This is a genomic window from Sphingomonas oligoaromativorans (assembly GCF_011762195.1).
GTDB lineage: Bacteria > Pseudomonadota > Alphaproteobacteria > Sphingomonadales > Sphingomonadaceae > Solisphingomonas > Solisphingomonas oligoaromativorans.
This window is the reverse complement of the sequence record NZ_JAASQK010000004.1, coordinates 67,750-92,448: the sequence shown is the minus strand read 5'-3', so window position 1 is coordinate 92,448 and position 24,699 is coordinate 67,750. Positions and strand designations below refer to the sequence as shown.

Annotated in this window: 20 protein-coding genes; 2 read left to right on the top strand and 18 right to left on the bottom strand. The window is 67.1% G+C overall.

Annotation, left to right across the window (positions count from 1 at the left end):
- Positions 1 to 12: 12 nt before the first annotated feature.
- The 9 genes from queA to FHS98_RS09040 all read right to left on the bottom strand — a co-directional run bounded on the left by queA (position 13) and on the right by FHS98_RS09040 (position 7,935).
- A complete protein-coding gene (gene queA, locus FHS98_RS09080) occupies positions 13 to 1,044 on the bottom strand; it encodes a tRNA preQ1(34) S-adenosylmethionine ribosyltransferase-isomerase QueA (protein WP_167103307.1) in 1,032 nt (343 codons plus the stop codon).
- A gap of 22 nt (positions 1,045 to 1,066) precedes the next feature.
- Complete coding sequence (locus FHS98_RS09075) at positions 1,067 to 1,780, bottom strand: peptidylprolyl isomerase (RefSeq protein WP_167103304.1); 714 nt, start codon at positions 1,778 to 1,780, stop codon at positions 1,067 to 1,069.
- Between the two features lie 88 nt (positions 1,781 to 1,868).
- Entirely contained in the window at positions 1,869 to 2,393 is a 525-nt protein-coding gene (gene coaD, locus FHS98_RS09070; RefSeq protein ID WP_167103301.1) for a pantetheine-phosphate adenylyltransferase, read from the bottom strand.
- A complete protein-coding gene (locus FHS98_RS09065) occupies positions 2,390 to 3,256 on the bottom strand; it encodes a polyprenyl synthetase family protein (protein WP_425057341.1) in 867 nt (288 codons plus the stop codon). Before FHS98_RS09065 ends, coaD begins: the two co-directional genes overlap by 4 nt.
- Positions 3,257 to 3,296: 40 nt before the next feature.
- On the bottom strand, positions 3,297 to 3,545 hold the full coding sequence (locus tag FHS98_RS09060) for an exodeoxyribonuclease VII small subunit (protein WP_167103295.1): 249 nt from the start codon (positions 3,543 to 3,545) through the stop codon (positions 3,297 to 3,299).
- 31 nt (positions 3,546 to 3,576) lie between these two features.
- Positions 3,577 to 5,196 (bottom strand): AMP-binding protein, encoded by a 1,620-nt coding sequence (locus tag FHS98_RS09055; protein WP_208402164.1) that lies wholly within the window; start codon positions 5,194 to 5,196, stop codon positions 3,577 to 3,579.
- A gap of 249 nt (positions 5,197 to 5,445) precedes the next feature.
- Positions 5,446 to 6,126 carry a DUF1013 domain-containing protein gene (locus FHS98_RS09050; RefSeq protein WP_167104192.1) on the bottom strand — a complete coding sequence of 227 codons (681 nt, stop codon included), beginning with the start codon at positions 6,124 to 6,126 and terminating at the stop codon, positions 5,446 to 5,448.
- 116 nt (positions 6,127 to 6,242) lie between these two features.
- Entirely contained in the window at positions 6,243 to 6,860 is a 618-nt protein-coding gene (locus FHS98_RS09045) for a glutathione S-transferase family protein (RefSeq protein WP_167103289.1), read from the bottom strand.
- A 94-nt stretch (positions 6,861 to 6,954) separates the two neighbouring features.
- Entirely contained in the window at positions 6,955 to 7,935 is a 981-nt protein-coding gene (locus FHS98_RS09040; RefSeq protein ID WP_167104187.1) for an NAD(P)H-quinone oxidoreductase, read from the bottom strand.
- A 92-nt stretch (positions 7,936 to 8,027) separates the two neighbouring features.
- Here FHS98_RS09040 and FHS98_RS09035 point away from each other — a divergent pair, with 92 nt between their 5' ends.
- Both FHS98_RS09035 and clpA read left to right on the top strand, forming a co-directional pair.
- On the top strand, positions 8,028 to 8,225 hold the full coding sequence (locus tag FHS98_RS09035; RefSeq protein WP_167104189.1) for a DUF1192 domain-containing protein: 198 nt from the start codon (positions 8,028 to 8,030) through the stop codon (positions 8,223 to 8,225).
- 137 nt (positions 8,226 to 8,362) lie between these two features.
- Positions 8,363 to 10,681, top strand: a complete 2,319-nt coding sequence (gene clpA, locus FHS98_RS09030) for an ATP-dependent Clp protease ATP-binding subunit ClpA (protein WP_167103286.1) — start codon at positions 8,363 to 8,365, stop codon at positions 10,679 to 10,681.
- A gap of 54 nt (positions 10,682 to 10,735) precedes the next feature.
- Here the strand turns inward: clpA and FHS98_RS09025 are convergent, their stop codons facing one another.
- The 9 genes from FHS98_RS09025 to FHS98_RS08985 all read right to left on the bottom strand — a co-directional run bounded on the left by FHS98_RS09025 (position 10,736) and on the right by FHS98_RS08985 (position 24,609).
- Positions 10,736 to 11,863: an acyl-CoA dehydrogenase family protein gene (locus FHS98_RS09025; RefSeq protein WP_167103284.1), complete on the bottom strand. Its 1,128-nt coding sequence runs from the start codon at positions 11,861 to 11,863 to the stop codon at positions 10,736 to 10,738.
- A 104-nt stretch (positions 11,864 to 11,967) separates the two neighbouring features.
- Positions 11,968 to 12,195, bottom strand: a complete 228-nt coding sequence (locus FHS98_RS09020; protein ID WP_167103281.1) for a hypothetical protein — start codon at positions 12,193 to 12,195, stop codon at positions 11,968 to 11,970.
- A 53-nt stretch (positions 12,196 to 12,248) separates the two neighbouring features.
- On the bottom strand, positions 12,249 to 12,572 hold the full coding sequence (locus FHS98_RS09015) for a hypothetical protein (protein WP_167103096.1): 324 nt from the start codon (positions 12,570 to 12,572) through the stop codon (positions 12,249 to 12,251).
- Between the two features lie 102 nt (positions 12,573 to 12,674).
- Positions 12,675 to 14,927 (bottom strand): hypothetical protein, encoded by a 2,253-nt coding sequence (locus FHS98_RS09010; protein WP_243847945.1) that lies wholly within the window; start codon positions 14,925 to 14,927, stop codon positions 12,675 to 12,677.
- A complete protein-coding gene (locus FHS98_RS09005) occupies positions 14,924 to 15,658 on the bottom strand; it encodes a hypothetical protein (protein ID WP_243847944.1) in 735 nt (244 codons plus the stop codon). The genes FHS98_RS09010 and FHS98_RS09005 overlap by 4 nt, the downstream gene beginning before the upstream one ends.
- Before the next feature lie 50 nt (positions 15,659 to 15,708).
- Positions 15,709 to 18,030 (bottom strand): TonB-dependent receptor, encoded by a 2,322-nt coding sequence (locus FHS98_RS09000; RefSeq protein WP_167103272.1) that lies wholly within the window; start codon positions 18,028 to 18,030, stop codon positions 15,709 to 15,711.
- 144 nt (positions 18,031 to 18,174) lie between these two features.
- Positions 18,175 to 19,662: a tryptophan halogenase family protein gene (locus FHS98_RS08995; protein WP_167103269.1), complete on the bottom strand. Its 1,488-nt coding sequence runs from the start codon at positions 19,660 to 19,662 to the stop codon at positions 18,175 to 18,177.
- Entirely contained in the window at positions 19,659 to 21,710 is a 2,052-nt protein-coding gene (locus FHS98_RS08990) for a hypothetical protein (protein ID WP_167103266.1), read from the bottom strand. Before FHS98_RS08990 ends, FHS98_RS08995 begins: the two co-directional genes overlap by 4 nt.
- Positions 21,711 to 21,765: 55 nt before the next feature.
- Positions 21,766 to 24,609 carry a TonB-dependent receptor gene (locus FHS98_RS08985; RefSeq protein WP_167103263.1) on the bottom strand — a complete coding sequence of 948 codons (2,844 nt, stop codon included), beginning with the start codon at positions 24,607 to 24,609 and terminating at the stop codon, positions 21,766 to 21,768.
- Between the last annotated feature and the right edge of the window lie 90 nt (positions 24,610 to 24,699).

The window sequence follows — 24,699 nt, the reverse complement described above, 5'->3', positions numbered from 1 at the left end:
GCCGCCAAGCCTTCAAGCACCCGGAAGCAGCAGGCTCCCATCACCATAGCTGTAGAAGCGATAGCCCGCCCCGATGGCATGGGCATAGGCTGCCTGCATCGTCTCCAGCCCCATCAGCGAGGAGACCAGCATGAACAGCGTCGATTTGGGCAGATGGAAGTTCGTCACCAGCCCGTCGATCGCGCGGAAGCGATAGCCCGGCGTGATGAAGATCGAGGTGTCGCCCTCGAACGGGCGGATGATGTTGTCCTCGCCGGCAGCGCTTTCGAGCAGGCGCAGGCTGGTGGTGCCGACCGCGATCAGGCGCCCGCCCCCAGCGCGCACCGCGTTGAGACGATCCGCCGTGGCGGCATCGATGCGGCCCCATTCGGCGTGCATCTTGTGATCGATCGTATCGTCGGCCTTCACCGGCAGGAAGGTGCCCGCGCCGACATGGAGCGTCAGCGTCTCATGCGCGATGCCGGCAGCCCTCAGCCGCTCGATCAGAGCGGGCGTGAAGTGCAGCGCGGCCGTCGGCGCGGCGACGGCGCCGGGCTCGTTGGCGAACATGGTCTGGTAATCGTCGGCGTCGCGCGCGTCGGTGGGGCGCTTGGCGGCGATGTAGGGCGGGAGCGGCATCCGCCCCGCCCGCTCCAGGAGCAGTTCGACCGGCTCTTCGCCCTCGAAGCTCAGGAGCCAGCTCCCGTCCTCGCCACGATCGCTGGCGATCGCGAAAACATCCGCCCCGAAAGCGATCCGATCGCCGTCCCGCAGCCGCTTGGCGTTGCGGACGAAGGCGCGCCATGCCCGCACGCCCTCGCGCTTGTGAAGCGTCGCCCCGATCCGCGCTTCGCCGCGCACCCCTTCGAGCTGCGCCGGGATCACCCGCGTGTCGTTGAAGACGAGGCAGTCGCCGGGCCGCAGTTCGTCGGCGAGGTCCGCCATCACGCGGTCTGCCATCTCCGCCCCGCGCACGACGAGCATCCGCGCGGAATCACGCGGCGACGCCGGCCGGAGCGCGATGGACTCCGGCGGCAGATCGAAATCGAACAGGTCTACGCGCATGGTCTTCCGCCGATGCGGACGCTCAGTTCTTCGGCGTCGAGCCGGCTGGCGGCGTGATCGGGCCGGACGGCAGCGTGGCGGGCGCCTGCACCGCGGGCGCGGCCGGGAGCGCCGGCGGCGGCGTGCCGGCGGCCGGATCGTCGCCCATCACTGCGCGCAGGATCACAGTCGGATGCGCGGGCGGCTCGCCGCGCTGAATGGCGTCCACATACTGCATCCCGGACACGACGCGGCCGAACACCGTGTAATGCTTGTCGAGCCGCAGGTTCGGCATGAACATGATGTAGAACTGGCTGTTCGCGCTGTTCTCGTCGGACGAGCGCGCCGCCGCGACCGCACCGCGAACGTGCGGCAGATCGTTGAACTCGGCCGGCACGTCCGGCAGCGAGGAGCCGCCCTCGCCCGTGCCCTTGGGATCGCCGCCCTGCGCCATGAAGCCATCGATCACGCGATGGAAGTCCAGGCCGTTGTAGAAGCCCTGCTTGGTCAGCGTCTTGATCCGCTCCACCATCTTGGGCGCGCGGTCCGGGCGAAGCTGGATCACCACGCGGCCGCCGTCCGACAGATCGAGATCCCAGGTGTTGTCCGGGGTCAGCGCCGGCGGCAGGAAAGGCTTCAGATTGCTGGCCGCCAGCAGGTCGGACGTCTTGATGACCGGCCTCTTCGGCTTCTTCGCGTCGACGGGCGCATGAAGCGCGAGCGCGGCGGTCAGGACGAGGGCGAACGCAAGTCTCATAGGTCGGCCGGGCTCCGAAATGCGGCGGGCAATGGTCATGATCTTCGATGCACTAGCTGATGCTGCGGCGCTTTCCTATCGCTGAACGTCAGGAAGCGAGCGGAACGCTCCCCTTGACGCCGATCCGCGCCACCCGCTCGATCACCTGTTCGGCGACCGGGCCGGGCACGAAGGCGCGGATATCGCCGCCATAGAGCGCGATTTCCTTCACCAGACGCGAGGCGATCGGCTGGAGCGCGACGTCCGCCATCAGGAACACCGTCTCGATCCCGCGATCGAGCTGCTGGTTCATGCCGGCCATCTGATACTCATATTCGAAGTCCGCGACGGCGCGCAGGCCGCGCACGATCACCGATGCGCCCTGCTGGCGCGCGAAGTGGATGAGCAGGCTGTCGAACGCCACCACGTCGATCGCGGCATGGCCGAGGCCGGCGGTTTCCCGCCGGACCATCTCCAGCCGCTCGTCGAGCGTGAACATCGGCGATTTGGACGGGTTGGTCGTCACCCCGATCACGAGCCGGTCGACCAGCGAGGTGGCCCGCCGGATGATATCCATATGGCCAAGAGTGACCGGATCGAACGTGCCCGGATAGATGCCGACCCGCTGGCTCAATGATCGCGCTCCACGACATAGCGCGCGATGGCGCGCAGCAGATCCGCCTCGGCGCCGAAGGCCGCGAGGTGGGCGATCGCCTGATCGACCAGCATGGACGCCTGCTTCCTCGCGCGCTCGACGCCGAGGAGCGATACGAAGGTGGCCTTGCCGGCGTCCGCGTCCTTGCCGGTCGCCTTGCCGACCACCGCCGCGTCGCCCTCGACGTCGAGCAGGTCGTCGGCGATCTGGAAGGCAAGCCCGATATCGCGGGCATAGGCGCGCAGGCCGCGACGGCCCTCCGGCGGCACATGGCCGAGGATCGCGCCCGCTTCGAGGCAGAAGGCGATCAGCGCGCCCGTCTTGAGCTGCTGGAGCCGCGTGGTGGTCGGCAGGTCGAAGCGGTTCTCCTCCGCCTCCAGGTCCATCATCTGGCCGCCGGCCATGCCCGACGGGCCGCTGGCGCGCGCCAGTTCCAGCGCCAGCTCGGCGCGGACGAAAGGATCGGGATGCGTCTCCGGGTCGGCCACAACCTCGAAGGCCAACGCCTGGAGCGCGTCGCCCGCAAGCACGGCCACGGCCTCGTTGAACGCCTTGTGGACCGTCGGCTTGCCACGGCGCATGTCGTCATCGTCCATGCACGGCATATCGTCGTGGATCAGGCTGTAGACGTGGATGCACTCGATCGCGAGGCCGGCGCGCAGCGCGCTCCCGCGCGAGACGTTGAACAGGTTAGACGCCGCATAGACGAGCAGCGGACGCAGCCGCTTGCCACCACCGATCGCGGCGTGACGCATCGCCTCGTACAGCACGTCGCGCGGATCGCCCGGCAGCGCCAGCACCTGGTCGAACAGCGTATCGATGTCCGCCGCGACGGACTGCATGGCGTCAACGAGCGGGGAAGAGGCAAGTTTGGTCACGGGATCACTCGGCATCGAAGGGGCGGGAAGCGGCCGGCGCGCCATCGGCGCCGATCTGGATCTGCTCGATACGGGCCTGGGCGGCCTTCAGCCGCGCCTCGCATTGGGCACGCAACCTGTCGCCTTCCCCATAAAGCTCGATCGACTTTTCGAGCGGCACGTCGCCGCTTTCGAGCTGCTGTACAATCGTCTCCAGTCGCTTGAGCGCGTCCTCGAAGCTCAATTCCGCGATGCGGTCGCCATCTTCTGCCATGGGCCGCTTGTGGCGGCGGGTATCGGGCGGGTCAAGCCGATCCCGTCGGCAAAGCGTTCTCCCGCCGGATCACCGCCTGCCGGTCCAGCCTCCCCCGGCGATCGCGGGGCAATATGTCGCGGATTTCGAGGTCGACCAGTTGCTCGTGCTTGCCCACGCGCGCGTTGAGCCAATCCCTGATATCCCTCGCCGTCACCGACGCGCCTTCGGCCAGCGTGACGAACGCCTTTGGCAGTTCGCCCGCATAATGATCGGGCACGCCCGCCACGAGCGCCTGCTCCACCGCCGGATGACGGCACAGGATCGCCTCGATCTGGCTGGGATAGACCCGGAAACCCGTCACCGAAATCGTATCCACGACACGATCGACGACGTAGATGTGCCCCGCCACATCGATCGAACCGATATCGCCGGTCCGCAGCCAGCGCCGCCCTTCCCGCTCGACGAACGGCGCCCCGCCGCGCCGATAGTCCAGCATGAGCTGCGGCCCCCGGACGATGATCTCTCCGGGTTCGCCGGGCGACGGAGCCCGCGCCGGGTCGTCGCGATGGGCAAGCGCCACCTGAGTCGCCGGCAGCGCCCGGCTGATCGAGCCGGGCCGGTCGCGCCCATCGACCGGGCTGCAACTGACGATCCCGGCTTCGGTCAATCCATATGTCTCGATCACCTGCGCGTCGGAGAAGCGCTCGAACCGCTCGCGCAGCACCTGCGGCAGCGGCGCGCCGACCACGATGCAGAGATCGAGCGACGCCAGGTCCATCCGGGTCAGCCCCGGATGATTGAGCAGCGCGCGCAGCATCGCCGGGGTGGCGGGCAGGCAATTCGCCCGCGTGCGCCGGATGGCGGCGATCGCCTCCGTCGGGCGGAAGAAGGACAGCATCACCATCTGGCCGCCCTTGACCACGATCCGGTTGAGGACACAGCCTTGCCCGAAGATCGTCGACAGCGGCAGCGCGCAGATCACCCTCTCGTCCGATTCCGGCCGCTGCGTGCCGCGCCAGGGGCAAAGCAAACCCATCTGCCGCGCGTTCGCCGACAATGCCTGATGCGTGAACACCGCCCCACGCGCCGCGCCACCGTCCCCGGATGAATATTGGATCAGGGCGAGATCGCGCATGGGATCGACGCCGATCCTCGGCACCGAGCCATTATTGGCGACCAGCTCTTCAAAGGAGCAGACCCGATCGTCCGAAGGTGGCATCGGCAGCAGCCCCCGCCCGAAAAAGCGCTGGAAGAAGGCCTTGCCGCCCGTCAGGCAGCCGGACAACGGCCCCACCACCAGCCTTTCCAACGCGCTATCCGCCAGCAGCCCCATCGCCTTGGGCAGGAAACCGGTCGCCGCCAGCGTGAAGACGACCCGCACGCCGGAATCCTCGACCTGGCGGCGCAGCTCTTCCATGGAACTGCTCGACGAGAGGTTCACCACCACGGCGCCGAGCCGCAGCACGCCATGATAGGCCGCCACATAATAAGGCACGTTGGGGAGATAGAGGCCGACGCGATCGCCCGGCCTGATGCCCAGCTCGGCGAGCCCCGTCGCCACTCGGCCGGCAAGCGCCGTCATCTCGGCATAGGTGAAGACGCGCCCGAAGAAATCGATCAGCGGAGCATCGGGCGCCACGGCGGCCGCCCGCTCCAGCAGGTCGGGCAAGGACAAGGCTCGAAGGTCAACGAACCCGTCCGCCGAATGACAGACCGAACCGCCCAGACGATCCCCCGCAGTCATCATGCGGCGAGCATAACCGAGCGATCGGAACGGCGGAAGCAATTCCGGGCAAAAAAGGTTCGGACCCGAAAAGAAAAGCTATTCGGAAATCAATATATTAAATCGGCCCCGGCCACCCCGAGCCACCGGGCGGAGGCAGGCGACATCTCCCGATATCGCCCGTCCCGGATTTCGTCAGCGCTTGAACGGATCGACCACGCCTTCGGGCAGGCTGTAGGTCGGCCGCGCAGGCGCGCCCTCGCCATCCTCGCCTTCGCCCGACCCGCGATGGGCGGCGTCACGCTGGGCGCGCAGTTCCTCGATGAGCGCGGCACGGTCACCCGAGAGGCGATCGTCGACCGGCGCCTCGATCCCGGCGGCCTTGGCGGCCTTGGCGATCGCGGCGTCCAGTTCACGCTGCGAGCAGAGGCCCAGCGTCACCGGATCCTTCGGCGTGATGTTGGCGATGTTCCAGTGGGTCCGGTCGCGGATCGCCGCGATGGTGGTGCGGGTGGTGCCGATCAGCTTGCCGATCGCGCCGTCCGACACTTCCGGGTGGTTGCGGATGATCCAGGCGATGCCGTCCGGCTTGTCCTGACGCTTGGACACCGGCGTGTAGCGCGGCCCCTTGGTGCGGCGCGCCTGCTCCGGCCCCTTGGCCATCTGGAGACGGTAGTTGGGGTTGGCCTGGCCCTTCTCGATCTCTTCCATGCTCAGCTCGTGAGCGCGGACGGGATCGCGGCCGGCCAGCTTGATGCCGGCGGTATCGTCCGCGATCGCCTGCACTTCGAGGATGTGGAGGCCGCAAAATTCGGCGATCTGCTGGAAGCTGAGCGCGGTATTGTCGACCAGCCAGGACGCGGTCGCATGGGGCATGAGCGGCTGGGACACGGTTGCTCTCCGATGGATAAAGAAAGGGCCGCCCCACACGGGAGCGGCCTCTGCGTTGCGGGAATGTACCGTGGAGCGCGGCCTAGGGCAAGGCGCTGATGTCATTCATCGATAGGAACATGCCCCGGCAGCGCCGCCACCCGGCCGAGCCAGCGCTCGACGGCGGGATAGGCTCCCCGATCGAAACCGCCGCCCTCCATCACATGCGTGTAGGCGTAGAGCGCGATGTCGGCGAGCGTGAAGCGCCCGCCTACGAAGAAGTCATGCCCGCGCAGATGCTCGTCCATCAGCGCGAGCGCGGCGTTGCCCGCGATGCGCTTGGCCGGGATCAGCGCGTTCTGCGCCTCGGTGAGCCGATCCTCGCCCACGAAGGACAACCAGAAGCGCAGCGTCGCGACGTTGGGCTCATGATTATACTGCTCGAAGAACATCCAGCGCAGCATGTCGGCGCGATCGAAGCGATCCTCGGGAATCAGCGGCGATCCATCCGCGAGATAGAAACAGGCGGCGCTGCTCTCCGGCAGGAAGCGGTCGCCGATCTGGAGCACGGGGATGCGACCGTTGGCGTTCACGTTGGCGAGGAACTCCGGCGTCCGCGTCTCGCCCTTCAGCGTGTCATAGTCACGGCGTTCGAGCGACAGGCCCAGATGCGCCGCCACCAGACGGACCTTGTAGCAATTGCCCGAGTCCGAATCCTCGTGAAGAACCAGCTTTTCCATGTGCGCCCCTCCTGATGGTCGCCGCTCCCTAAGGCAGCCAAGCGCCCGGAGAAACGCGGTTTTGTGCCCCGGATCGATCAGCCTTCCTTATGGATCAGGCGATCTCCAGCACGATCTTGCCAACATGATCGCCGCCATCCATCCGGGCGTGGGCCTTGGCCGCCTCGGCCAGCGGGAAGACCGAATCGATCACGGGCCTGAGCCGCCCCTCCGCGACATGCGGCCAGACGTTGCGGCGAAGCTCGTCCGCCACCAGCGCCTTGAAGGTCACGTCCCGCGCGCGCAGCGTCGAGCCGGTGAGCGTCAGCCGGCGGCGCATCACCTCGACGAGGTTGATCTCCGCCTTCACGCCGCCCTGCACGGCGATCGTCACATGGCGCCCGTCGTCCGCGAGGCAGGCGAGATTGCGCGCCACATAATCCCCGCCGACCATGTCGAGCACCGCCTGCACGCCCTTGCCGCCGGCGATGCGCTTCACCTCCTCGACGAAATCCTGCGTCTTGTAGTTGATCGCATGATCCACCCCGAGTTCCGTCGCGCGGGCGCATTTCTCATCCGAGCCGCAGGTGACGATGACGGTCAGGTCGAACAGCTTGCCGAGCAGGATCGCGGTCGTGCCGATGCCGCTGGTGCCGCCATGGACGAGCACCGCATCGCCCTCCATCGCATAGGCCCGCTCGAACAGGTTGGACCAGACGGTGAAGACCGTCTCCGGCAGCGCCGCCGCCTCGATCATGCTGATCGCGGGCGGCACCGGCAGGCACTGGCCGGCGGGCGCCACGCAATATTCGGCATAGCCCCCGCCCGCGACCAGCGCGCAGACCGGCTGGGCGAGCATCGAGGCATCCGCCCCTTCGCCCACCGCGACCACCGTACCAGCGATCTCCAGCCCGAGAATCGAGGGCGCGCCCGGCGGCGGCGGGTAATGGCCCTTGCGCTGGAGCACGTCCGGGCGGTTCACCCCGGCCGCCTTCACGCGGATCAGAACCTCCCCCTGCCCCGGCCGCGGCACCGGTCGCTCGACGGGGACGAGGACGTCCGGCCCGCCCGCTGCCTCCGGGTCGATCGCGATCATCCGTTCCGGCAGCTCCGCCACACCCATCCCCTTTTGGTCAAACTCGCGTGGGGTTTATTGACAGCGGCCCGTTTCGGGTCAACGTTCGCACAATGGATACGGAAGATTTCCTGCCCAAGCGCGCGGACGACCCGATCGCCGCGCTCGGCCGTCAGGATCTCGATCCACTCTCGATCGGGGAGCTTGAGGCGCGCATGGCCGCGCTGGAAGCCGAGATCGTGCGCATCAAGGAAAAAATCCGAACTGCGGTTAACCATCGCGCAAGCGCGGATGCCCTATTTAAACGATGAGGATCCTCCGCCCCTCTCCCGGCCCAACGACAAGGCCCTGCGGCGGGACGGACATCCTTGATGAAACGGGTGACCGACCCGACATTGTCGAGACGGCCCCCGCTCATTGGCCGGGTGTGCCCAGGAGTTGATCGACAATGCCCTCTTTCGCTCGCGAACTTGAAACCACCCTCCACAACGCGCTCGCCGCGGCGAGCACGCGACGTCACGAATATGCGACGCTGGAGCATCTCCTCCTCGCGCTGGTCGGCGACGAACATGCGGCGCAGGTGATGACCGGCTGCGGCGTGGAGCTTTCCGAACTGCGCGATGCGGTCACCCATTATCTCGACAGCGAGCTGGATGCCCTGAAGACCGATCAGGAGACCGACCCCTCGCCCACCTCCGGCTTCCAGCGCGTGATCCAGCGCGCCATCCTCCATGTGCAGTCCTCGGGCCGCGAAGAGGTGACGGGCGCGAACGTCCTCGTCGCCCTGTTCAGCGAGCGCGAGAGCTATGCGGTCTATTTCCTGCAACAGCAGGACATGACGAGGCTCGATGCGGTCAGCTTCATCAGCCACGGCATCGGCAAGGGCGGTCAGGCGACGGAGGCACGCGAGGTGAAGGGCTCCGAGGAAGACAAAACCCAGAAGGCCGAGCCCAAACAGAAGGGCGACAGCGCTCTGAAGCAGTTCACCGTCAACCTCAACGAGAAGGCCAGGGAAGGTAAGGTCGATCCGCTGATCGGCCGTGGCCCCGAAGTGGATCGCACCATCCAGATCCTCTGCCGCCGTTCGAAGAACAATCCGCTCTATGTGGGCGATCCGGGCGTGGGCAAGACGGCCATCGCCGAGGGCCTCGCGCGCAAGATCATCGAGGGCCAGGTGCCCGACGTGCTCAAGGAAGCGGTGATCTACTCGCTCGACATGGGCGCGCTGCTCGCCGGCACCCGCTATCGCGGCGACTTCGAGGAGCGTCTGAAGCAGGTCGTCTCCGAGCTGGAGAAGCTGCCCCACGCGGTGCTGTTCATCGACGAGATCCACACCGTGATCGGCGCCGGCGCTACCTCCGGCGGCGCGATGGATGCGTCCAACCTTCTGAAACCCGCGCTCTCGGGCGGCGCGATCCGGTGCATCGGATCGACCACCTACAAGGAGTTCCGCAATCATTTCGAGAAGGACCGGGCGCTGCTCCGGCGCTTCCAGAAGATCGACGTGAACGAACCGACGGTCGAGGACACGATCAAGATCGTCACCGGCCTGCGTCCGAGCTTCGAGGCGCATCACCACCTGCGCTACACGGCCGAGGCCATCAAGTCGGCGGTGGAGCTGTCGGCACGCTACATCAACGACCGCAAGCTGCCCGACAAGGCGATCGACGTGATCGACGAGGCGGGCGCGATGCAGATGCTGCTGCCGGAAAGCCGCCGCAAGAAGGTGATCGGCACGCGCGAGGTGGAGGCGGTGATCGCGACGATGGCGCGCATCCCCCCGAAATCGGTCAGCGCCGACGACAAGAAGGTGCTGGAAACGCTGGAAACCGATCTCAAGCGCGTCGTCTTCGGGCAGGACAAGGCGATCGAGACGCTGGCGTCCGCGATCAAACTGTCCCGCGCGGGGCTTCGCGAGCCCAACAAGCCGATCGGCAACTATCTCTTCTCCGGCCCCACGGGCGTCGGCAAGACGGAGGTGGCGCGCCAGCTCGCCGAGATCATGGGCATCCCGCTCCAGCGGTTCGACATGTCCGAATATATGGAGCGCCACTCGGTCAGCCGGCTGATCGGCGCGCCTCCGGGTTATGTCGGCTACGATCAGGGCGGCCTGCTCACCGATGCGGTGGACCAGCAGCCCCATTCGGTGCTCCTGCTCGACGAGATCGAGAAGGCGCATCCCGATCTGTTCAACATCCTGCTTCAGGTGATGGACAACGGAAAGCTGACCGACCACCACGGCAAGACGGTCGACTTCCGCAACACCATCCTCATCATGACCACCAACGCCGGCGCGTCCGACATGGCGCGCGAGTCGCTGGGCTTCGGCAATCTCACCCGCGAGGGCGAGGACGAGGAGGCCGTGAAGAAGATGTTCACGCCGGAATTCCGCAACCGCCTCGATGCGATCGTGCCGTTCAGCTATCTGCCGACCGAGGTGGTCGCCCGTGTCGTCGAGAAGTTCGTGCTCCAGCTCGAACTCCAGCTCGCCGACCGTGACGTCCACATCGTGCTGGAAGACGATGCGCGCGACTGGCTGACCGCCAAGGGCTATGACAAGCTCTATGGCGCCCGCCCGATGGGCCGCCTGATCCAGGAGAAGATCAAGCAGCCGCTGGCCGAGGAGCTGCTGTTCGGCAAGCTCGTCCATGGCGGCGAGGTCCGCGTGAAGCTGAAGGACGACGCGCTCGCCTTCGAGATCACCGCGGCCGCGCCCAAGGCCGGCAAGGGTGGCGGCAAGGCCAAGAAGCCGAAGGTGAAGGCCTGACGCTGAAAGCCTGAACGATCGGAGCGGCCGGGCAGCGATGCCCGGCCGTTTCCGTCAAAGCGCCCGCGCGATCACCATGCGCTGGATATCGGACGTGCCCTCGTAGATCTGGCAGACGCGGACGTCGCGATAGATCTTGGCGAGCCCGAACTCCTCCAGATAGCCATAGCCGCCGAGCGTCTGGATCGCGCCCGACACCACCGCCTCGGCCGTCTCGGAGGCGACCAGCTTGGCCATCGACGCCTCCTTGAGGCAGGGTAGCCCGCCATCCTTGAGGCTGGCCGCGTGAAGCACGAGCTGCCGCGCCGCCTCCAGCTTCGCCGCCAGATCGGCGAGGCGGAAGCCGACCGCCTGATGCGCGATGATCGCCTGCCCCATCGACCTGCGTTCCTTGGCATAGGCGATGGCGATCTCCAGCGCCGCCTGCGCCATGCCGACCGACTGCGCCGCGATGCCGATGCGCCCGGCCTCCAGATTGGAGAGCGCGATCGAATAGCCGCGCCCCTCCGCGCCCAGCAGCATCCCGTCGGGCACGACGCAATTGTCGAAGCGCAGCGCGCAGGTGTCGGACGCGCCCTGCCCCAGCTTGTGTTCCACCTTGTCCACCGCATAGCCCGGCGTGTCGGTGGGCACGAGGAAGGCGGAGATGCCCTTCTTCCCCGCCGCCGGATCGGTAACGGCGATCACCATCGTCACCCCCGCGATGCGGCCCGAGGTGATGAACTGCTTGGCCCCGTCGAGCCGCCAGCCGCCCTCCATCTTCGTGGCGCGGGTGCGGATCGCGGAAGCGTCGGAGCCGGCGTCCGTCTCGGTCAGCGCGAAGGCGCCGATCATGCGGCCGGCGATCAGATCGGGGAGGAAGCGCGCCTTCTGCGCCGCGCTGCCGTCCTTGAGCAGACCAGAGACCATGATCGAGTTCTGGATCGAGACGATCGTGGAGAGCGCCCCGTCGGCGGCCGCGATCTCCATCAGCGCCAGCGCGTAGGAGACATAATCCGCCTCCGCGCCGCCGAACTCGGCGGGCGCCGTCATGCCGAACAGTCCCATGCCGCCCAGTTCCTCGAACAGCCCGGCGGGGTAACCGCCCGCCGCCTCATAGGCCTGACTGTTGGGGCGAATCCGCTCCTGCGCGAAATCGCGCACGGTTGTGCGGATCGCCGCCTGCATCTCTCCCAGGATCATCGTCTCTCCAATGGATTGTTGGAGGTTGCCTGCCACGCGTCATGCGCGCGATCAATGACGACATCGTTGGTCATCCCGGCGCAAAAGGGCGCCGGCTACACGCGTCAGTTCGAGACGTTGTCGATCAGCCCGTCCAGTTCGTGGCGCGCCTTGCGGCCATAGCCGGCGGCCTTGGCAGCGGGCGCGGACTCCCCGCACAGCGCCTTCGCCCGATCGTCGAACGGATGATCCCAGCCGCAGCGCTTCTCCGGGCTCAGCCCGACATAATAGAGATGGAAAAAGGCCGCGCCGAGCAGCGCACCCACCACCAGCAGGACGAAACTACGAAGCAAGGCTTTCCCCTTTCCCCGGCACCGCCGCCTTCATAGCAACGGCTGACCGGCGCTCAATGGCCCTGATTGTTCACCGCGGTCGCAAGGTCGGTCTGGGTGGGGACGCAGCGGAGCTGGGCGCTGCTGCCGTTGGCGACGATGTCCATCGCGGCGGCGTTGATGTTCAGCGCTTCCCGGCATTGCTTCAGATCGGGGAAAACCTGCGGGTCGGACAGAAGCCCGCGCAACGTATAGGTCCGGGCCGGAGGCGGCGCGGCCGGTGCCCCCGGCCTCGCACCGGGCGACGACGCGGGCGCGCGCGCCGCGATCGCATGGCTGCGCTCCGCCTTATGGCAGCCGGCAAGGCACGCCAGCGCCAGAATGGCCGCGACTCTCATAGACCCTGTCTCTCCCGAGAAGCGTGCTGGAACCGCCCGCCTCAGGGGTCAATGCCTCCAACGAGGTATGCGCCGCCCCGCTCGCCGTCCGCGCGCGCCGCCTCAACTGTCATAATAATAAGGGGATTTCGTCGCCCAGACCGACCTTGGATAGCGCGCATGGAGCAACAGGAAAGCCCGCTTCCCGAGATGATCGTGATTGCCGCCCCAGCGCGCGACGCGGATCAGGCGATAGAGCGTCTCGGGCGAGCGGGGGTCTTTCGGGTGGAGGCGCGCATAGTCCATCATCTCGCCCCAGAGCGAGGTCGCATCCGGGGGGATACGATCCGGCTTGCCGTCACCGGCCAGGAAGAAGCCCCGCTCCGCGCGCGCCTTGGCGAAGAGGTCGCCCGCGAAAACCGGCATGTGGAAGGCGAAGATTCCCCGCCCGCATTTGCCGAAACAGGCCATGTCGGCGCCGTCCGGCGCTTCGTCATCATTGCCGCTCCAATATTCGTCCGGCGTGTAAGCCCTGGTCAGAGGGAAGGCCCTGAGAACGGTCGCATGGCCGCGCGGCAGCAGCATCCAGTCCACCCAATAACCGCTGAACTCGGGCTCCTTCCCTTCGGGCCGCGAATAGCCGGCGAGATCGCTGCGCAGGCTCGGAATCTTCGCCATCACGAAAAATTCCGCGAAGCGCCGGTCCGGCCCCGGCCTGAGGCGCACAATGGCCCGCCAATCGTCGCGCACCTGCGGCAAGAGATCAGCGAGCTGCGTCGCCGTCGCGTCGATCGCGGCATCATCCTGAAGCTGCACGGCACGCGCATAGTTGGTGAGCGCGATGTCCAGCCTCAATTCGCGCGGCAAGGCCATGGCCTGCGCAAGCGCCATGCGCTCCTTGAGCGGCAGGCGATCGATCACCGCGCGCGCGTCGCCACCAAGCCCCACATAGGACGCGCCCTGCTTGCCGATCAGCCCGTCCCCCGCCGGGAAATTCCCCGGCACACAACCGCCGTCGGTGGCCGTGCAATAAGGCTGGCGGAGCGCATGACGCACGAAATCGTCGAGACCGGTCGAAAGCTGGGTACGGATCGCGGAGAAGATGTTGCGGTCCGACGGGGTGAGATCGTTCCGCGCGAGGATGGCGTCGGTACGGCTCCGCGTCTCGGCCAGCGGAGTCTTCAGCAGCGTCAGGCGCGTGAGATGATATTGGGCCGTCAGCCATGCCGGGCTGTCCGGCGCGACGGCGGCCGCATCGCGCGCCAGCGTGGGCGCGGCCGCGTCGTCGGGCATGGCGAGGCTCAGTACCGCCGCCAGCCATGCGACATGATGCGTCGCGGACCATTGCTGCTGGGCGTGGGCGAGCCCCGCCTTCCGGTCCTTGGCTTGCAGCGTGCGAATCCAGTCGCCCGCTTCGGGCCTGGCGGTCGAGACGTCGCTGAGGCTCAGATAGTCCTTGAACTTCACCGCGATATCCGGCGCGGGATCGTGCTGGTTGAGATCATGGTCGAGACGGGCGAGCAGTTCGCGCGGATGCTCGCGATAGAGCAGAAGCTGCTGCATCGTCGGGATCTGATCCTGCCCGTAGCTTCCACTGGGCGCGGCGCCAAGCTGCCGGATCGCGGCGTGGGCATGTGCGAAGCCGGGCGCGTCGAGATGGACCGTCGCGCTCCGCAGCGCCACGCGCGCTTGCAGGTAGAGCGCCTTGGGCTGCCACGGCGAATGGCGGTCCTTCCCGATCGCGGCGAAGCCCCGCTCGGCATCGGCATAGCGTCCGTCATAAAGCGCGAGCGCGGCCTCCTGATAGGCGCGGTCGGCGCGGAGCCAGGCCGGAGCATCGGCGGCGAGCGCGGGCAGCACGACGCCCGGTTTGCTGCACGACTGGAACACCGCATCCTGCCCTGCCAGCCATGCCCGCACGCCGGGCGAGGAGGCGCCGTAGCGGCCGATGCGATCCTTCAGCGTCGCCGTCGCGGTGACGAAGGCGTCGCTGAAGCAGGTGGGGATCGTGGTGTAGTTCGGCCCCTCCCGCTCGGTGGAGATGTAATAGATGTCCGTGGAGGCGCCGGGAATCTGCCTGCGGGCGTCGATCCACCGATAGGTCGGATCGACGCTGGAATCCCCGCAGCACGGCCTGGCGAGCGCCGAGCCCGCGTCCTTGCCGACGGCCAGACCATTCAGCAATCGCCAGTCCAGATAGAGAATCGGCGAGGGAGCGGCCGCCTTGAGGATGCCCAGATGCCCACCCGACAGCGCCGACAGATCGACCGCGTTCAACGCATAGGATGTCACATAGTCCGGCACCGGCGGCGGCCCGCCCGAACCGACCGCCAGCATGGCCAGCGTCGCCGCCACAGCCCTGCGCATCCCCTTCATCGCCATCCCCCTATCTGGCGCCGCACGGAATCGAAGTCGGCTTTCGTCCAACTCCTTGGATCGAAGACATATACACGTCGCCCGGCCGGTGCGCGCGCGATGGGCGTATCGGTGGAGAGCGCCAGCGCGGTGCGGCAGCGCGGGTTGCGGAAATCCCCGCCCTTCTCCAGCCGCGCCCGGATCAGCGGATCGGTGCGGCCCATGCGGAAGAGCATCGGCACGATCTCGTCGACCGGCGCCGCGTCGATCCAGCGCTCGTCATCGCACCAGGATGCAAGCGCGGTCATCGACAGCAGCGTTCCTCCGGGCAGCCCCTTGCGGACATCGGTCAGCACATCGAGGAGGATTTGCCGCTCGGACGCCCGCACCTCGAAATCGATCTGGACCCGCTTCGCCGGGATGCGCGTCGCATAATGGAGCACGGCGCCGGCCACGCGACGGCGCAGGGTCGGTGTCCATTGGACAGGCCGTTCGGGTGCGATCTGGATATGGACGAGCGCGATCTCGGGCGGCTTCGAGACCCGAAGCGGATAGCGCCGCCCGCGCGCGGTGAAGCTGTCTCCCGCGATCTCGATGAAGCCGCTCTGGACGGCGACGTCCACGTTACCGGGCAGGAAACGCAGATCCTCGGGCCGCTCCCAGGCCCAGAGGATGATCGGCGAGGCCGGCGGATGCGTCTTGGGGCCGCAGCCCGCCAGCAATGCAAACAACAGGACCGGCCAGCGACGCATGAGGCCGATCTGATCGGGCCTCATGCGCGCTGTCAACGCCGGTGGGCAGATCAGTGGAACCTGGCGCTCACCGAGACGCCGATGATGCGCGGATCGTTATAGACGCCGGCCATATAGTTATCGATCACGCCCTTGAGGTTCTTCTCATTGGTGATGTTGCGGGCGAACACCGCCACCTCATAGGACTTCAGATCGTAGCCGATCTTCAGGCCGCCCTCGAAGCTGCCCTTCGAGGTGAACTCCTTGGTCTTATACGGCACGAAGCTCGTATCGCCCTGGATGTTCCAGTCGGTGGAGATGAAGGCCTTGCCCTCGCCGATCGGCAGATCGTAGCGCGCCGTCAGGTCGAGGTTGTATTTCGGCGCGTTCGGCAGCGGGTTGCCGTCGATCTGCGCGAAGACGGTCGGCGTGCCGAAGACGGGCTTCGTGATCGTCGGGTTCTGGACCGTGCAGACCACGTTATACACGCCCGCGATGGCAAGGCCGCAGACCTGCGCATAGACATTCTTGTCGTCGATCTCGGTGTGCAGCAGGCTGAGGCCCGCCGACAGCGTCAGGTTCGGGATCGGCTTCACCTCGGCTTCGGCTTCCATGCCATAGGCCTTCGCCTTGTTGGCGTTGAACAGCACGCCGTTGCCGTTGGAATCGTTGCCGTTGAGCTGGATGTTGTCGACGACATAGGTGAAGCCGGTGAGGTTCAGGCGCACCCGGTTGTCGAGGAAGCTGCTCTTGATGCCGCCTTCGTAGGAGGTGTTGGTTTCCGAATTCGCCGTGGTGAAGTCGGAATTGAACACCGCCGATCGGCCCTGGATGGTCGGGCCGCGGAAGCCGCGCGCGATGCGGCCGTAGAGGCTGACATTCGGGGTCAGCTCATAGAGCGCGCTCGCGTCCCAGCTCGGCCTGGTGTCCGACAGGCGGACATAGCGGCGGCCGGTATAGGTGACGGCGCCCGCCGCCGTGTTCGCGGTCTTGAGCAGGCGGGTGGACTTGGTGTCCTTCGTCTCGCGCACGCCGCCGGTGATCGTCAGGCGATCGGTGAGCTTGTAGCTCGCCTGCCCGAAGATGCCCCAAGAGGTGTTGATGTCGTGCAGCAGCACCCAGTTGTTCGGGTTGCGCGCCGCGACGCCCGGATTGAGGAAGAAGGCACGCTGATCGAACTCGGTATCGTCGCGGGAATCGAAGTAGATGCCGCCGACCTGCCACTTGAAGCGATCGGTGCCGTCGCTGGCGAGGCGGACCTCCTCGGTGAACTGGCCGAGCGAGCGCAGGCGGCCCTGCGATTCACCGAAGAAGGCCGGCCCCGGGAAATTGATCGCCGCGCCGCCGTCGGTATCGCCGCGGCTATAGCCATGGCTGGTCTCATAGGCGCTGATCGAGGTCAGCTTCACGCCGCCGAAGTCATAGCCCACGTTGAGCGAGCCGCCATAGGTCCAGTAATGCTGCGGGTTGTTGTCGCCCTCGTCGAGCGCGACCTGGCTGCGGTCGAAGTTCGAGGGGACAGCGTTGGTGCCCTTGATGATCGAGCCGCGATAGAAGATCGTCGAGGTGCCCTCATAGTCGCGGGCGTGACCGGAGGCGAGGATCGACAGGCGCTCGGTCGGCGTCAGCAGGAACTGGAGACGGACGTCCTTCTCGTCGAAGCCGCCCAGCGCATCCTTGCGCGGCGCGCGCGTGCCATCGTCGGAGACGCCGGTGAAGCCGTTGTCCACCCAGTTGTCGCGATGCTGGTAGAGCGCCGAAACGCGGAAGGCGAGCTTGTCCGCGATGATCGGTCCGCCGACGCCGGCATCGATGTTGACGGTGTTGTAGCTGCCGTAGGAGGCCGTGCCGCGCGCCTCGAAATCCTGCGTCGGCTTGACGGTGTCGAACTTGATGATGCCGGCCGTCGTGTTGCGGCCGAACAGCGAGCCCTGCGGGCCGCGCAGCACCTCGACCTGCTGGATGTCGAAGGCGGGGTTCGATTTCAGGACGACATGTTCGAGGACAACATCGTCCTGGATGATCGACACCGGCTGCGAGGCGCCGAGGTAGAAATCGATATTGCCGAGGCCGCGGATGTAGAAGCGCGGGAAGATGCGGCCGGTGGTCGACTCGACATAGAGGCTCGGCACCTTGCCCGAGAGCGAGAGCAGCGTGTCGTCGCCGCCCGCCTGGAAATCGCGCAGGCCCGCTCCGTTGATGACGCCGACCGAAATCGGAACCTTCTGGAGGTTTTCGGCGCGGCGCTCGGCGGTGACGACGATGTCGCCCAATTCGTTCCCGGCCGCCGGAGCGGCGGCGGCTGCGTCCTGCGCGAAGGCGGACGTGGCGGCGATCATGGCGCACGATGCGACGGCGGCCAGCGCGGCCGGGCGGATGAAGATCTTGGACAAGATATTTCCCCTAGAAGGTGCCGCCCCGCGATTATTGCGCGGTTGCGGCAGGGGAGCCTCTTGCCGTGATTTCGTGACAGAAGCGTTTCAAAACACGACGTTAGAAGCGACCATCACCCTCAGCCGCACTCAGACTGCGGCCAGTTACGACGCAGGGCGCTGCAATGCGGGAATGGCTGCGGCGCTCGTCTGGATCGCCGTCCGCACCGACTGGAGGTGCGCCATTATGTCCTCGATCGAATGGCTTTCGATGGCGGGGTTATAGTCGGTCGGCCGGATGCCCTGCCCGTCCATCACCGCGAACCAGCTCGCATCGCGGAACAGCTCGTCGGTCGACAGCACGAGGCGCGCGGAGGCGCGGAAATGCCCGATCTTGCGGGCCAGCGTCTCCGGGATGTCCATCGCCTGACAGGCCTGCCACAGCGGCTCGGTGCGGCCCTGCGTCATCGCGTAATGCAGGATCAGGAAGTCGCGGACATCGTCCATCTCCTGCGCGTAGATGCGGTTGAACTGGTCGGCGGCGAGCGGCGATCCGTCGCGGCGCGGGAAGAGCGCGAGCAGTTTGGCGATGCCGCTCTGGATCAGGTGGATGCTGGTCGACTCCAGCGGTTCGAGGAAGCCGCTCGACAGGCCGATGGCGACGACGTTGCGGTCCCAGCTCTTGCGGCGGCGACCGGGCAGGAAGCGGATCAGGCGCGGGTCGGCGATGGGCGGGCTGTCCATGCCGGCGATCAGCGAGGCGCGCGCGGCATCATCGTCCTGATAGCGGCTGGAGTAGACATAGCCGTTGCCGGTGCGATGCTGGAGCGGGATACGCCAGCGCCATCCGGCCTCCGCCGCCGTGGCGCGCGTATAGGGGGTGATGTGCTGCTCAGGCGCGCTGGGGGCCGCCCAGGCGCGATCGCAGGGCAGCCAGTGCGACCAGTCCTCATAGCCAGCGCCCAGCGTCTGCTCGATCAGCAGGCCGCGCATCCCCGAGCAATCGATGAAGAGATCGCCCTCCAGCACATCGCCGCGATCGGTGGTGAGCGAGCGGACGAAGCCCGTCTCGGGATGCTGGTCGATCCGGCTGACCTTGCCCTCGAAACGCTGCACGCCCCCCGCCTCGGCCAGCTTGCGCAGGTAGCGCGCATAGAGCGAGGCGTCGAAATGGAAGGCGTAGCCGAGCGTGGAAAGCAGCGAGCGGCGGTCCGCCGAGGGCTGAGCGAAGCGCCCCTGCCGCGCGAGCTGGGCCGTCAGCGAATACTCCTCGGTCGGCGCCTCGAAGCCCGCCAGCCGCGCGCGGATCAGCCGATGGAGGAACATCACGCCGTCGCCCGGCGGCCCGAAGGTGCCGAAGGGATGGAGATAGCGGCTCCCCTCCCCGTTCCAGCCGACGAACTCGACGCCGAGCTTATAGGTCGCGCCCGTTTCCGCCATGAACTGCGCTTCGTCGAGCCCGACGATCTGGTTGAACCAGTGGATCGTCGGGATGGTCGCCTCGCCGACGCCGATCGTGCCGATCTCCTCGGACTCGACCAGCCGGATCGCCGTGCCGGTGCCGTGGAGGCCTCTGGCAAGCGCGGCGGCGGTCATCCAGCCAGCCGTGCCCCCGCCGAGGATGACGATCTGCCGGATGCGGTTGTCGGTCATGGATATGTCCTAGCCGTGGCGGACGCCGAGGGGCAATGCCCCGCCCCCGCCGGCCGCTTGAGCGCGAGGAAGACGGTGCTCCAGAGCTGTGCCGCGTTGGACTCGTCGACATCCTTGGCGCCCGCGCCGAAGGCCACGATGCGATAGGCACCGTCCTTATAGGCCCAGGACCAGAGTTCGGAGCGCTGCACGCTCCGCGTCGCGTCGATGCCGTCCCAGAGACAGGCCTGCGCATTGGCGAGCTTCGTGCGGAGATCCACCGGCAGATCCTTGCGTCCGAGCTGGCGCGCCAGCCCCGCCGCCGCCAGCGCCTGCTGCCATGACCAGATCACCGTGCCATGATAGGCGTTCGGCCCGAAACGCGCCTGAAGCGCCGCGGAGGCGAAGACCGGGTTGGCGACCAGCATCCCCACGCCCGTCCGCAGGCCCGCCGGGAAGGGCCGGCTGATGAGCTGCGCGGTCTGGTCGAGATCAGCCTTGGTCGGATGGCCGAAGAGCAGGTCGAAACCCATGTCGCTGTTCTCGATCGGCACCGGCTTGCCGTCGCGATCGAGCGCGATGGCGTGGAAGCGGACCGGCCCGCCCTTCAGCGCCGCCAGCGCCGGCGCGGCCGGCACGCCCGCCTGCCTTGCATAGGCGCGGACATCCTCGGCCGCCCTGTCGGCCGGGACTTCCATCGCGAACAGCCCCGGCGCCTTCTCGCGCCAAATGGCGATCATCGCGGGAAGACGATCGAACGCCGCCCGGTCCTCGGCCGAGAGATAGGGCGTCAGCAGCCCCGCCCGATAGAGCGCGTCGGCAGCCTCCAGCGCAGCCGGGACGAATACGGCGTTGACGTCATAGGGATAATGCCCGCCGCCGAGCCCGTCATTGCTGTCGCGCCATTCGCCGACCTGCATTCCGGGCTCGAGACCGATCAGCTTGCCCACCACCGGGTCGCGCGCGAAGGGCTCCGCCTCGGCCATCACGAAGCGGAGGTTGCGCATCAATTCCGCGCCCGCTCCCTTCTCGGCGAGGAAAGTCCCGGCCCGCGCCCGGCCACGCGCATCGTCGAGCAGCCATGCCCGCGCCACGGGCGCCAGCATGAAATGGCTGTCGATCATCTTGTAGTTGAAGGTCGGCGCGGCGGAGGACGTGCCGTCCTCCCTGCGGTGATCGAGGATGGCGAACTCGCCGATATCCTCCTCATGCGCGACCTTGCCCTCGGGCGAGAGGCGCTCCAGCACCGAGCGCAGACCGGACTCCACCGCCAACGGCTGGAGCACCGGCATCAGCAGCCGCACCGACATCAGCGTGTCGCGGCCGAAATAGGTGTCGAAGCGCCAGGAGCCCGCGAGGTATTTCTCGCGATAGCTCAGATATTCGAGCGCGGCGCGCGCCTTGGGATCGGCATTGGCCGCGGGCGTCAGCAAGTCCTTGCCGGAGAGCGGCGTCAGCGGCGTCTCCCCCGTCACGGCGGTGATCGAGAGCGTGATCCGCCCGGACTTGTCCGCGACGAAGGCGTCGCCCCGCATCGCGCCATGGACCTCCAGCCGGTAGCCCGGCGCGCCGTCCAGCCGGTCGCGCGACCAGACGAGGCCGGTCCGATCCGCCACCGGCGGCGTCAGCACCTCGGCGGGCGCGGTGCCGAGCGCCTGATAGTCGCGCAGCACGCGGATGCTCGACAGCACCGCCTGCTTCGCCTCCAGGCGTGGCGTGGCGATGATGGCGGTGAAGCGCACGCCATGCAGCGCGCGGCCCTTGGCGTCCCTGATCGTGATCGGTTGCGCGGGCGCGGGCATCGTCCACTCGGCCGGATGGTCGATCCCCGCGAACCACAGCCCGACGCCGCTGTTCCCCGCCGGAAAGGCCACGATCAGGCGCGGATCGCTCCCCGAGCGCAGCACGACATGCGCGGAGACCGGCCCGCTCCGCTCGAAGCTGTTGAGGTTGAGCCCCTCTTTCTGCGCGAAATCGGCATGAGGAGCGGGTGCGGCGCCGATGGTGGCAAGCGCGAGGAGCCCCGCCGCCAGTCCGCTGCGGCGATGGACGAGATGGCGCATCGTCATGTCCCGAAAAAGCAGGGCGGCCGGGGCAAGCCGGCCGCCCCGGAGGGGGGAACTGTTAGAGCTTCACGGTCGCGCTGACGAGCGCGTTCCGGCCGACGATGCTGCGGCCGTAGAAGAAGCCGTTGACGATCGTCTGGGTCTGCCCCTGTCGCGGATTGCCTTCGGTGAAGCCCTTGACGTTGGTCAAGTTGTCCACGCTCGCCGAGACCGTGATCTTCTGCGTCACGTTGAAGCTCGCGCCCACCGTGAACACGCCATAGCTCGGCAGCGCGACGCCATTGCCCGAGTCCGCGAAGATCTTGCCGATATATTTGTACCGGCCATAAATCTCGCCGAGCCCGCCCGGCAGGATGAAGGTGGGCGTGACAGTCAGCAGCTTCTTCGGCGTGCGCTCGGGCGTGTTGCCGTTATATTGCGGCTGGGCGACGCCGTCGAAGCGCAGATTGTGCAGCTTCGGATCCTGATAGACGCCGCTCACGTCGAGGCTGAAGAAGCGGACCGGCTTCCACGTCGCATCCACCTGCACGCCCACCGTCTTGTTGTTGGCGAGCGCGTTGGCCTGCACGGCCGGGTTGTCGGGGTTGATGAACTGATAGGACTGGTCGTTGAAGATCGTGCGGAAGCCGATCACCGACGCCGCCAGACCATGGCCGCGATAACGCACGCCGCCTTCGTAGAGCGTCAGGTCGGACGGCTTGTGCGTGCCGCCGGTATCCCCGCCGAAGGTCTGGAAGCCGCGCGCATAGCGGGCATAGAGCGCGATATTGTCGGTCAGCTCATAGTTGGCGCCCACCGTCGCCGCCCAGTCGTGATAGGACTTGGCGACATGGGTGTAGGTGCCGTCGAACGTGCTGCCGACATCTTGCGCGAGGCCCGGCGTGCCGGCCGGCACCGGCTGGTTCACCGCCGCCGTGTTGCCGATGTCGACGCCGACATGCTCATGCTCGTAGCGCGCGCCGAAGTCGATGTGCAGCTTCGAGCCGATCTTCAGTTCGTCGTTGAAGTAGGCCGAGATCGAGTTGATCTCGTCCTTCACCACGCCCTGCCCCCAGTTGCCGTAGCTTATCATGCCATTGTTGGTGAGCTGGCCCACGACATTGCCCGTGCCGTCCAGCGCCACGATGTCGTAGATGTGGGAGTTGTCCTTGACGTCGTTGATGAGCGTCGAGACGCCCGACTGATCGTTATAATGGCGGACGTTGTAGAACATGCCGCCGACGGTCAGCGAGTTGTCGATCACGCCCGAGGCATAGTTCCAGCGCGTACCGAAATCGGTGCCGAAATCCTTGGTCGTGACGAGCTGGTGGTTGAGCACGGTCTGCTGGAGCAGGCCGTTGCCGTTCAGTGCGTTCAACGTCGCCGTGTCGGACGCCGGGATCACCACGCCGCCGCCCATCACGTCACGCAGGCCGAACTGTGTGGCCGTCGGGAAGGCGGCCTGCCCCTGCGCCAGGAAGCTGGCGATGGGCGAGGTGGTCGGATCGAGATAGGTCGAGGCCGAGGCGAGCCCCGCCGTGCCCGCACCGCTGCCGGGGAAGATGCCGTTGAAGTCGAACTTGGCGTCCAGATAGCGGGCGCGCAGGAAGACGCTCAGATCCTTGGTGACGGGCTTGTCCACGTCGATCCGATATTGGGTCGAGGTGGTGTGGATGCCCTGGGTCAGGCTGAAGTTGCGGATGCAGTTGCCGGTCGCGCAGCTATCCGGCACCTTGATGTCGTTGAAGGCGTTGCCGACGATGTTGCCATATTGGGTGCCGAGCCCCGGAATGCCGCTGATCTTGCCGTTCGCGGAAACGGCGAAGGGCTGGTCGGCATAATAGGGATCATGCTCGTCGCCGCGCTTGATCGTCAGGCGGACATAGCCGCCGTCGTCGAAGCGTTTCTCCAACATGCTCTTGATATGATAGGTGTTATAGCTGAACGGCGAGTGCCGCACGCCCTTCGTGCTGTCGACATAGCCGCCGACGTTGAAGGCGAGGCTGTCCGTGATCGGCGTCGAGAAATAGCCGTCCGCGCGATAGTCGCCATAGGTCGTGCCGGTGAAGCGCACCTGCGCCTCGGTCTTGTCGAAGTTCGGACGCTGCGAGATGAAGTTGATCGTCGCGCCCGCGCCGTTCGGCGCGAGGATGCCCGAGGTGCCGCCCTCGACCGCCTCGACGCGATCGATGGTGATGTCCTGCTGGAAATATTCGTCGGCGCCGCCGCCGCCATAGAGGATCGGCATCCCGTCCTCTTCCAGCGTGATGAAGGTCTGCGCGCCGCCGCGCAGGCCGCGGACGGAATAGTTGTTCGAGACGGGGCCGGCCGTGCCCTCGACGAAGATGCCGGGGACGAGTTCGAGGATATCCGCCGTCGAGCGCGGTGCCTTGCGCTGGATGTCCGCCGTGCTGGCGAGCGTGACGTTGGACGAGGAGTTGAAGAGCGTGCGCTTGCCGGACGTGTTGCCGGTAACGACGATCTCCTGCATCTGCTCGGCCGCCGCCTGCTGGTCGGCGGGGGCAGCGGCAACCTGCGGCGCAGCGGCCGGGGCGCTCGCGGCGGCGGCCGACTGCGGCTCATAGCTGATGTTGCTGAACGCGGCGCGCGGCGCGGCATTGCCGCCGCCGGCCCTGGGATCGGCGATCACCGCGGTGCGGCCGTCGAACGAGACGAGGCGCAGGCGCGCGGGCGCGATCAGGCGGCGGAGGCCGTCCTCCACCGTGTAATTGCCCTTCAGGCTGGCGACATGCCGGCCGGCCGTCGCTTCGCTGGGCGCGAGGATCTGGATGCCCGCCTGCTGTGCGAAGCTGACGATGCCCTGCGCGGCGGACTGGGCCGGCACATCGAAGGGGCGGACGCTGCCCTGCGCGGCAGCGGGCGCGGCAACCACGGCCGCGCTGGCGATGGCAAGCGCCGTCATGGAAATGTCGGCAGCGGAAACATGCGCAAGGAGGCGCATCAAACATTCTCCCCGTAGTATCGCGGCGATCTTGCGTCGCTCTTGGTCAGA

Coding starts and splice junctions, on each gene's coding strand:
- FHS98_RS09075 (WP_167103304.1), bottom strand. CDS start 1,780: ATGAGACTTGCGTTCGCCCTCGTCCTGACCGCCGCGCTCGCGCTTCAT.
- FHS98_RS09065 (WP_425057341.1), bottom strand. CDS start 3,256: ATGCAGTCCGTCGCGGCGGACATCGATACGCTGTTCGACCAGGTGCTG.
- FHS98_RS09045 (WP_167103289.1), bottom strand. CDS start 6,860: ATGGAAAAGCTGGTTCTTCACGAGGATTCGGACTCGGGCAATTGCTAC.
- FHS98_RS08985 (WP_167103263.1), bottom strand. CDS start 24,609: ATGACGGCGCTTGCCATCGCCAGCGCGGCCGTGGTTGCCGCGCCCGCT.
- FHS98_RS09050 (WP_167104192.1), bottom strand. CDS start 6,126: ATGCCCCATGCGACCGCGTCCTGGCTGGTCGACAATACCGCGCTCAGC.
- FHS98_RS09005 (WP_243847944.1), bottom strand. CDS start 15,658: ATGCGTCGCTGGCCGGTCCTGTTGTTTGCATTGCTGGCGGGCTGCGGC.
- FHS98_RS09010 (WP_243847945.1), bottom strand. CDS start 14,927: ATGAAGGGGATGCGCAGGGCTGTGGCGGCGACGCTGGCCATGCTGGCG.
- queA (WP_167103307.1), bottom strand. CDS start 1,044: ATGCGCGTAGACCTGTTCGATTTCGATCTGCCGCCGGAGTCCATCGCG.
- FHS98_RS09040 (WP_167104187.1), bottom strand. CDS start 7,935: ATGATCGCGATCGACCCGGAGGCAGCGGGCGGGCCGGACGTCCTCGTC.
- FHS98_RS09060 (WP_167103295.1), bottom strand. CDS start 3,545: ATGGCAGAAGATGGCGACCGCATCGCGGAATTGAGCTTCGAGGACGCG.
- clpA (WP_167103286.1), top strand. CDS start 8,363: ATGCCCTCTTTCGCTCGCGAACTTGAAACCACCCTCCACAACGCGCTC.
- FHS98_RS09015 (WP_167103096.1), bottom strand. CDS start 12,572: ATGAGAGTCGCGGCCATTCTGGCGCTGGCGTGCCTTGCCGGCTGCCAT.
- FHS98_RS09025 (WP_167103284.1), bottom strand. CDS start 11,863: ATGATCCTGGGAGAGATGCAGGCGGCGATCCGCACAACCGTGCGCGAT.
- FHS98_RS08995 (WP_167103269.1), bottom strand. CDS start 19,662: ATGACCGACAACCGCATCCGGCAGATCGTCATCCTCGGCGGGGGCACG.
- FHS98_RS09035 (WP_167104189.1), top strand. CDS start 8,028: ATGGATACGGAAGATTTCCTGCCCAAGCGCGCGGACGACCCGATCGCC.
- FHS98_RS08990 (WP_167103266.1), bottom strand. CDS start 21,710: ATGACGATGCGCCATCTCGTCCATCGCCGCAGCGGACTGGCGGCGGGG.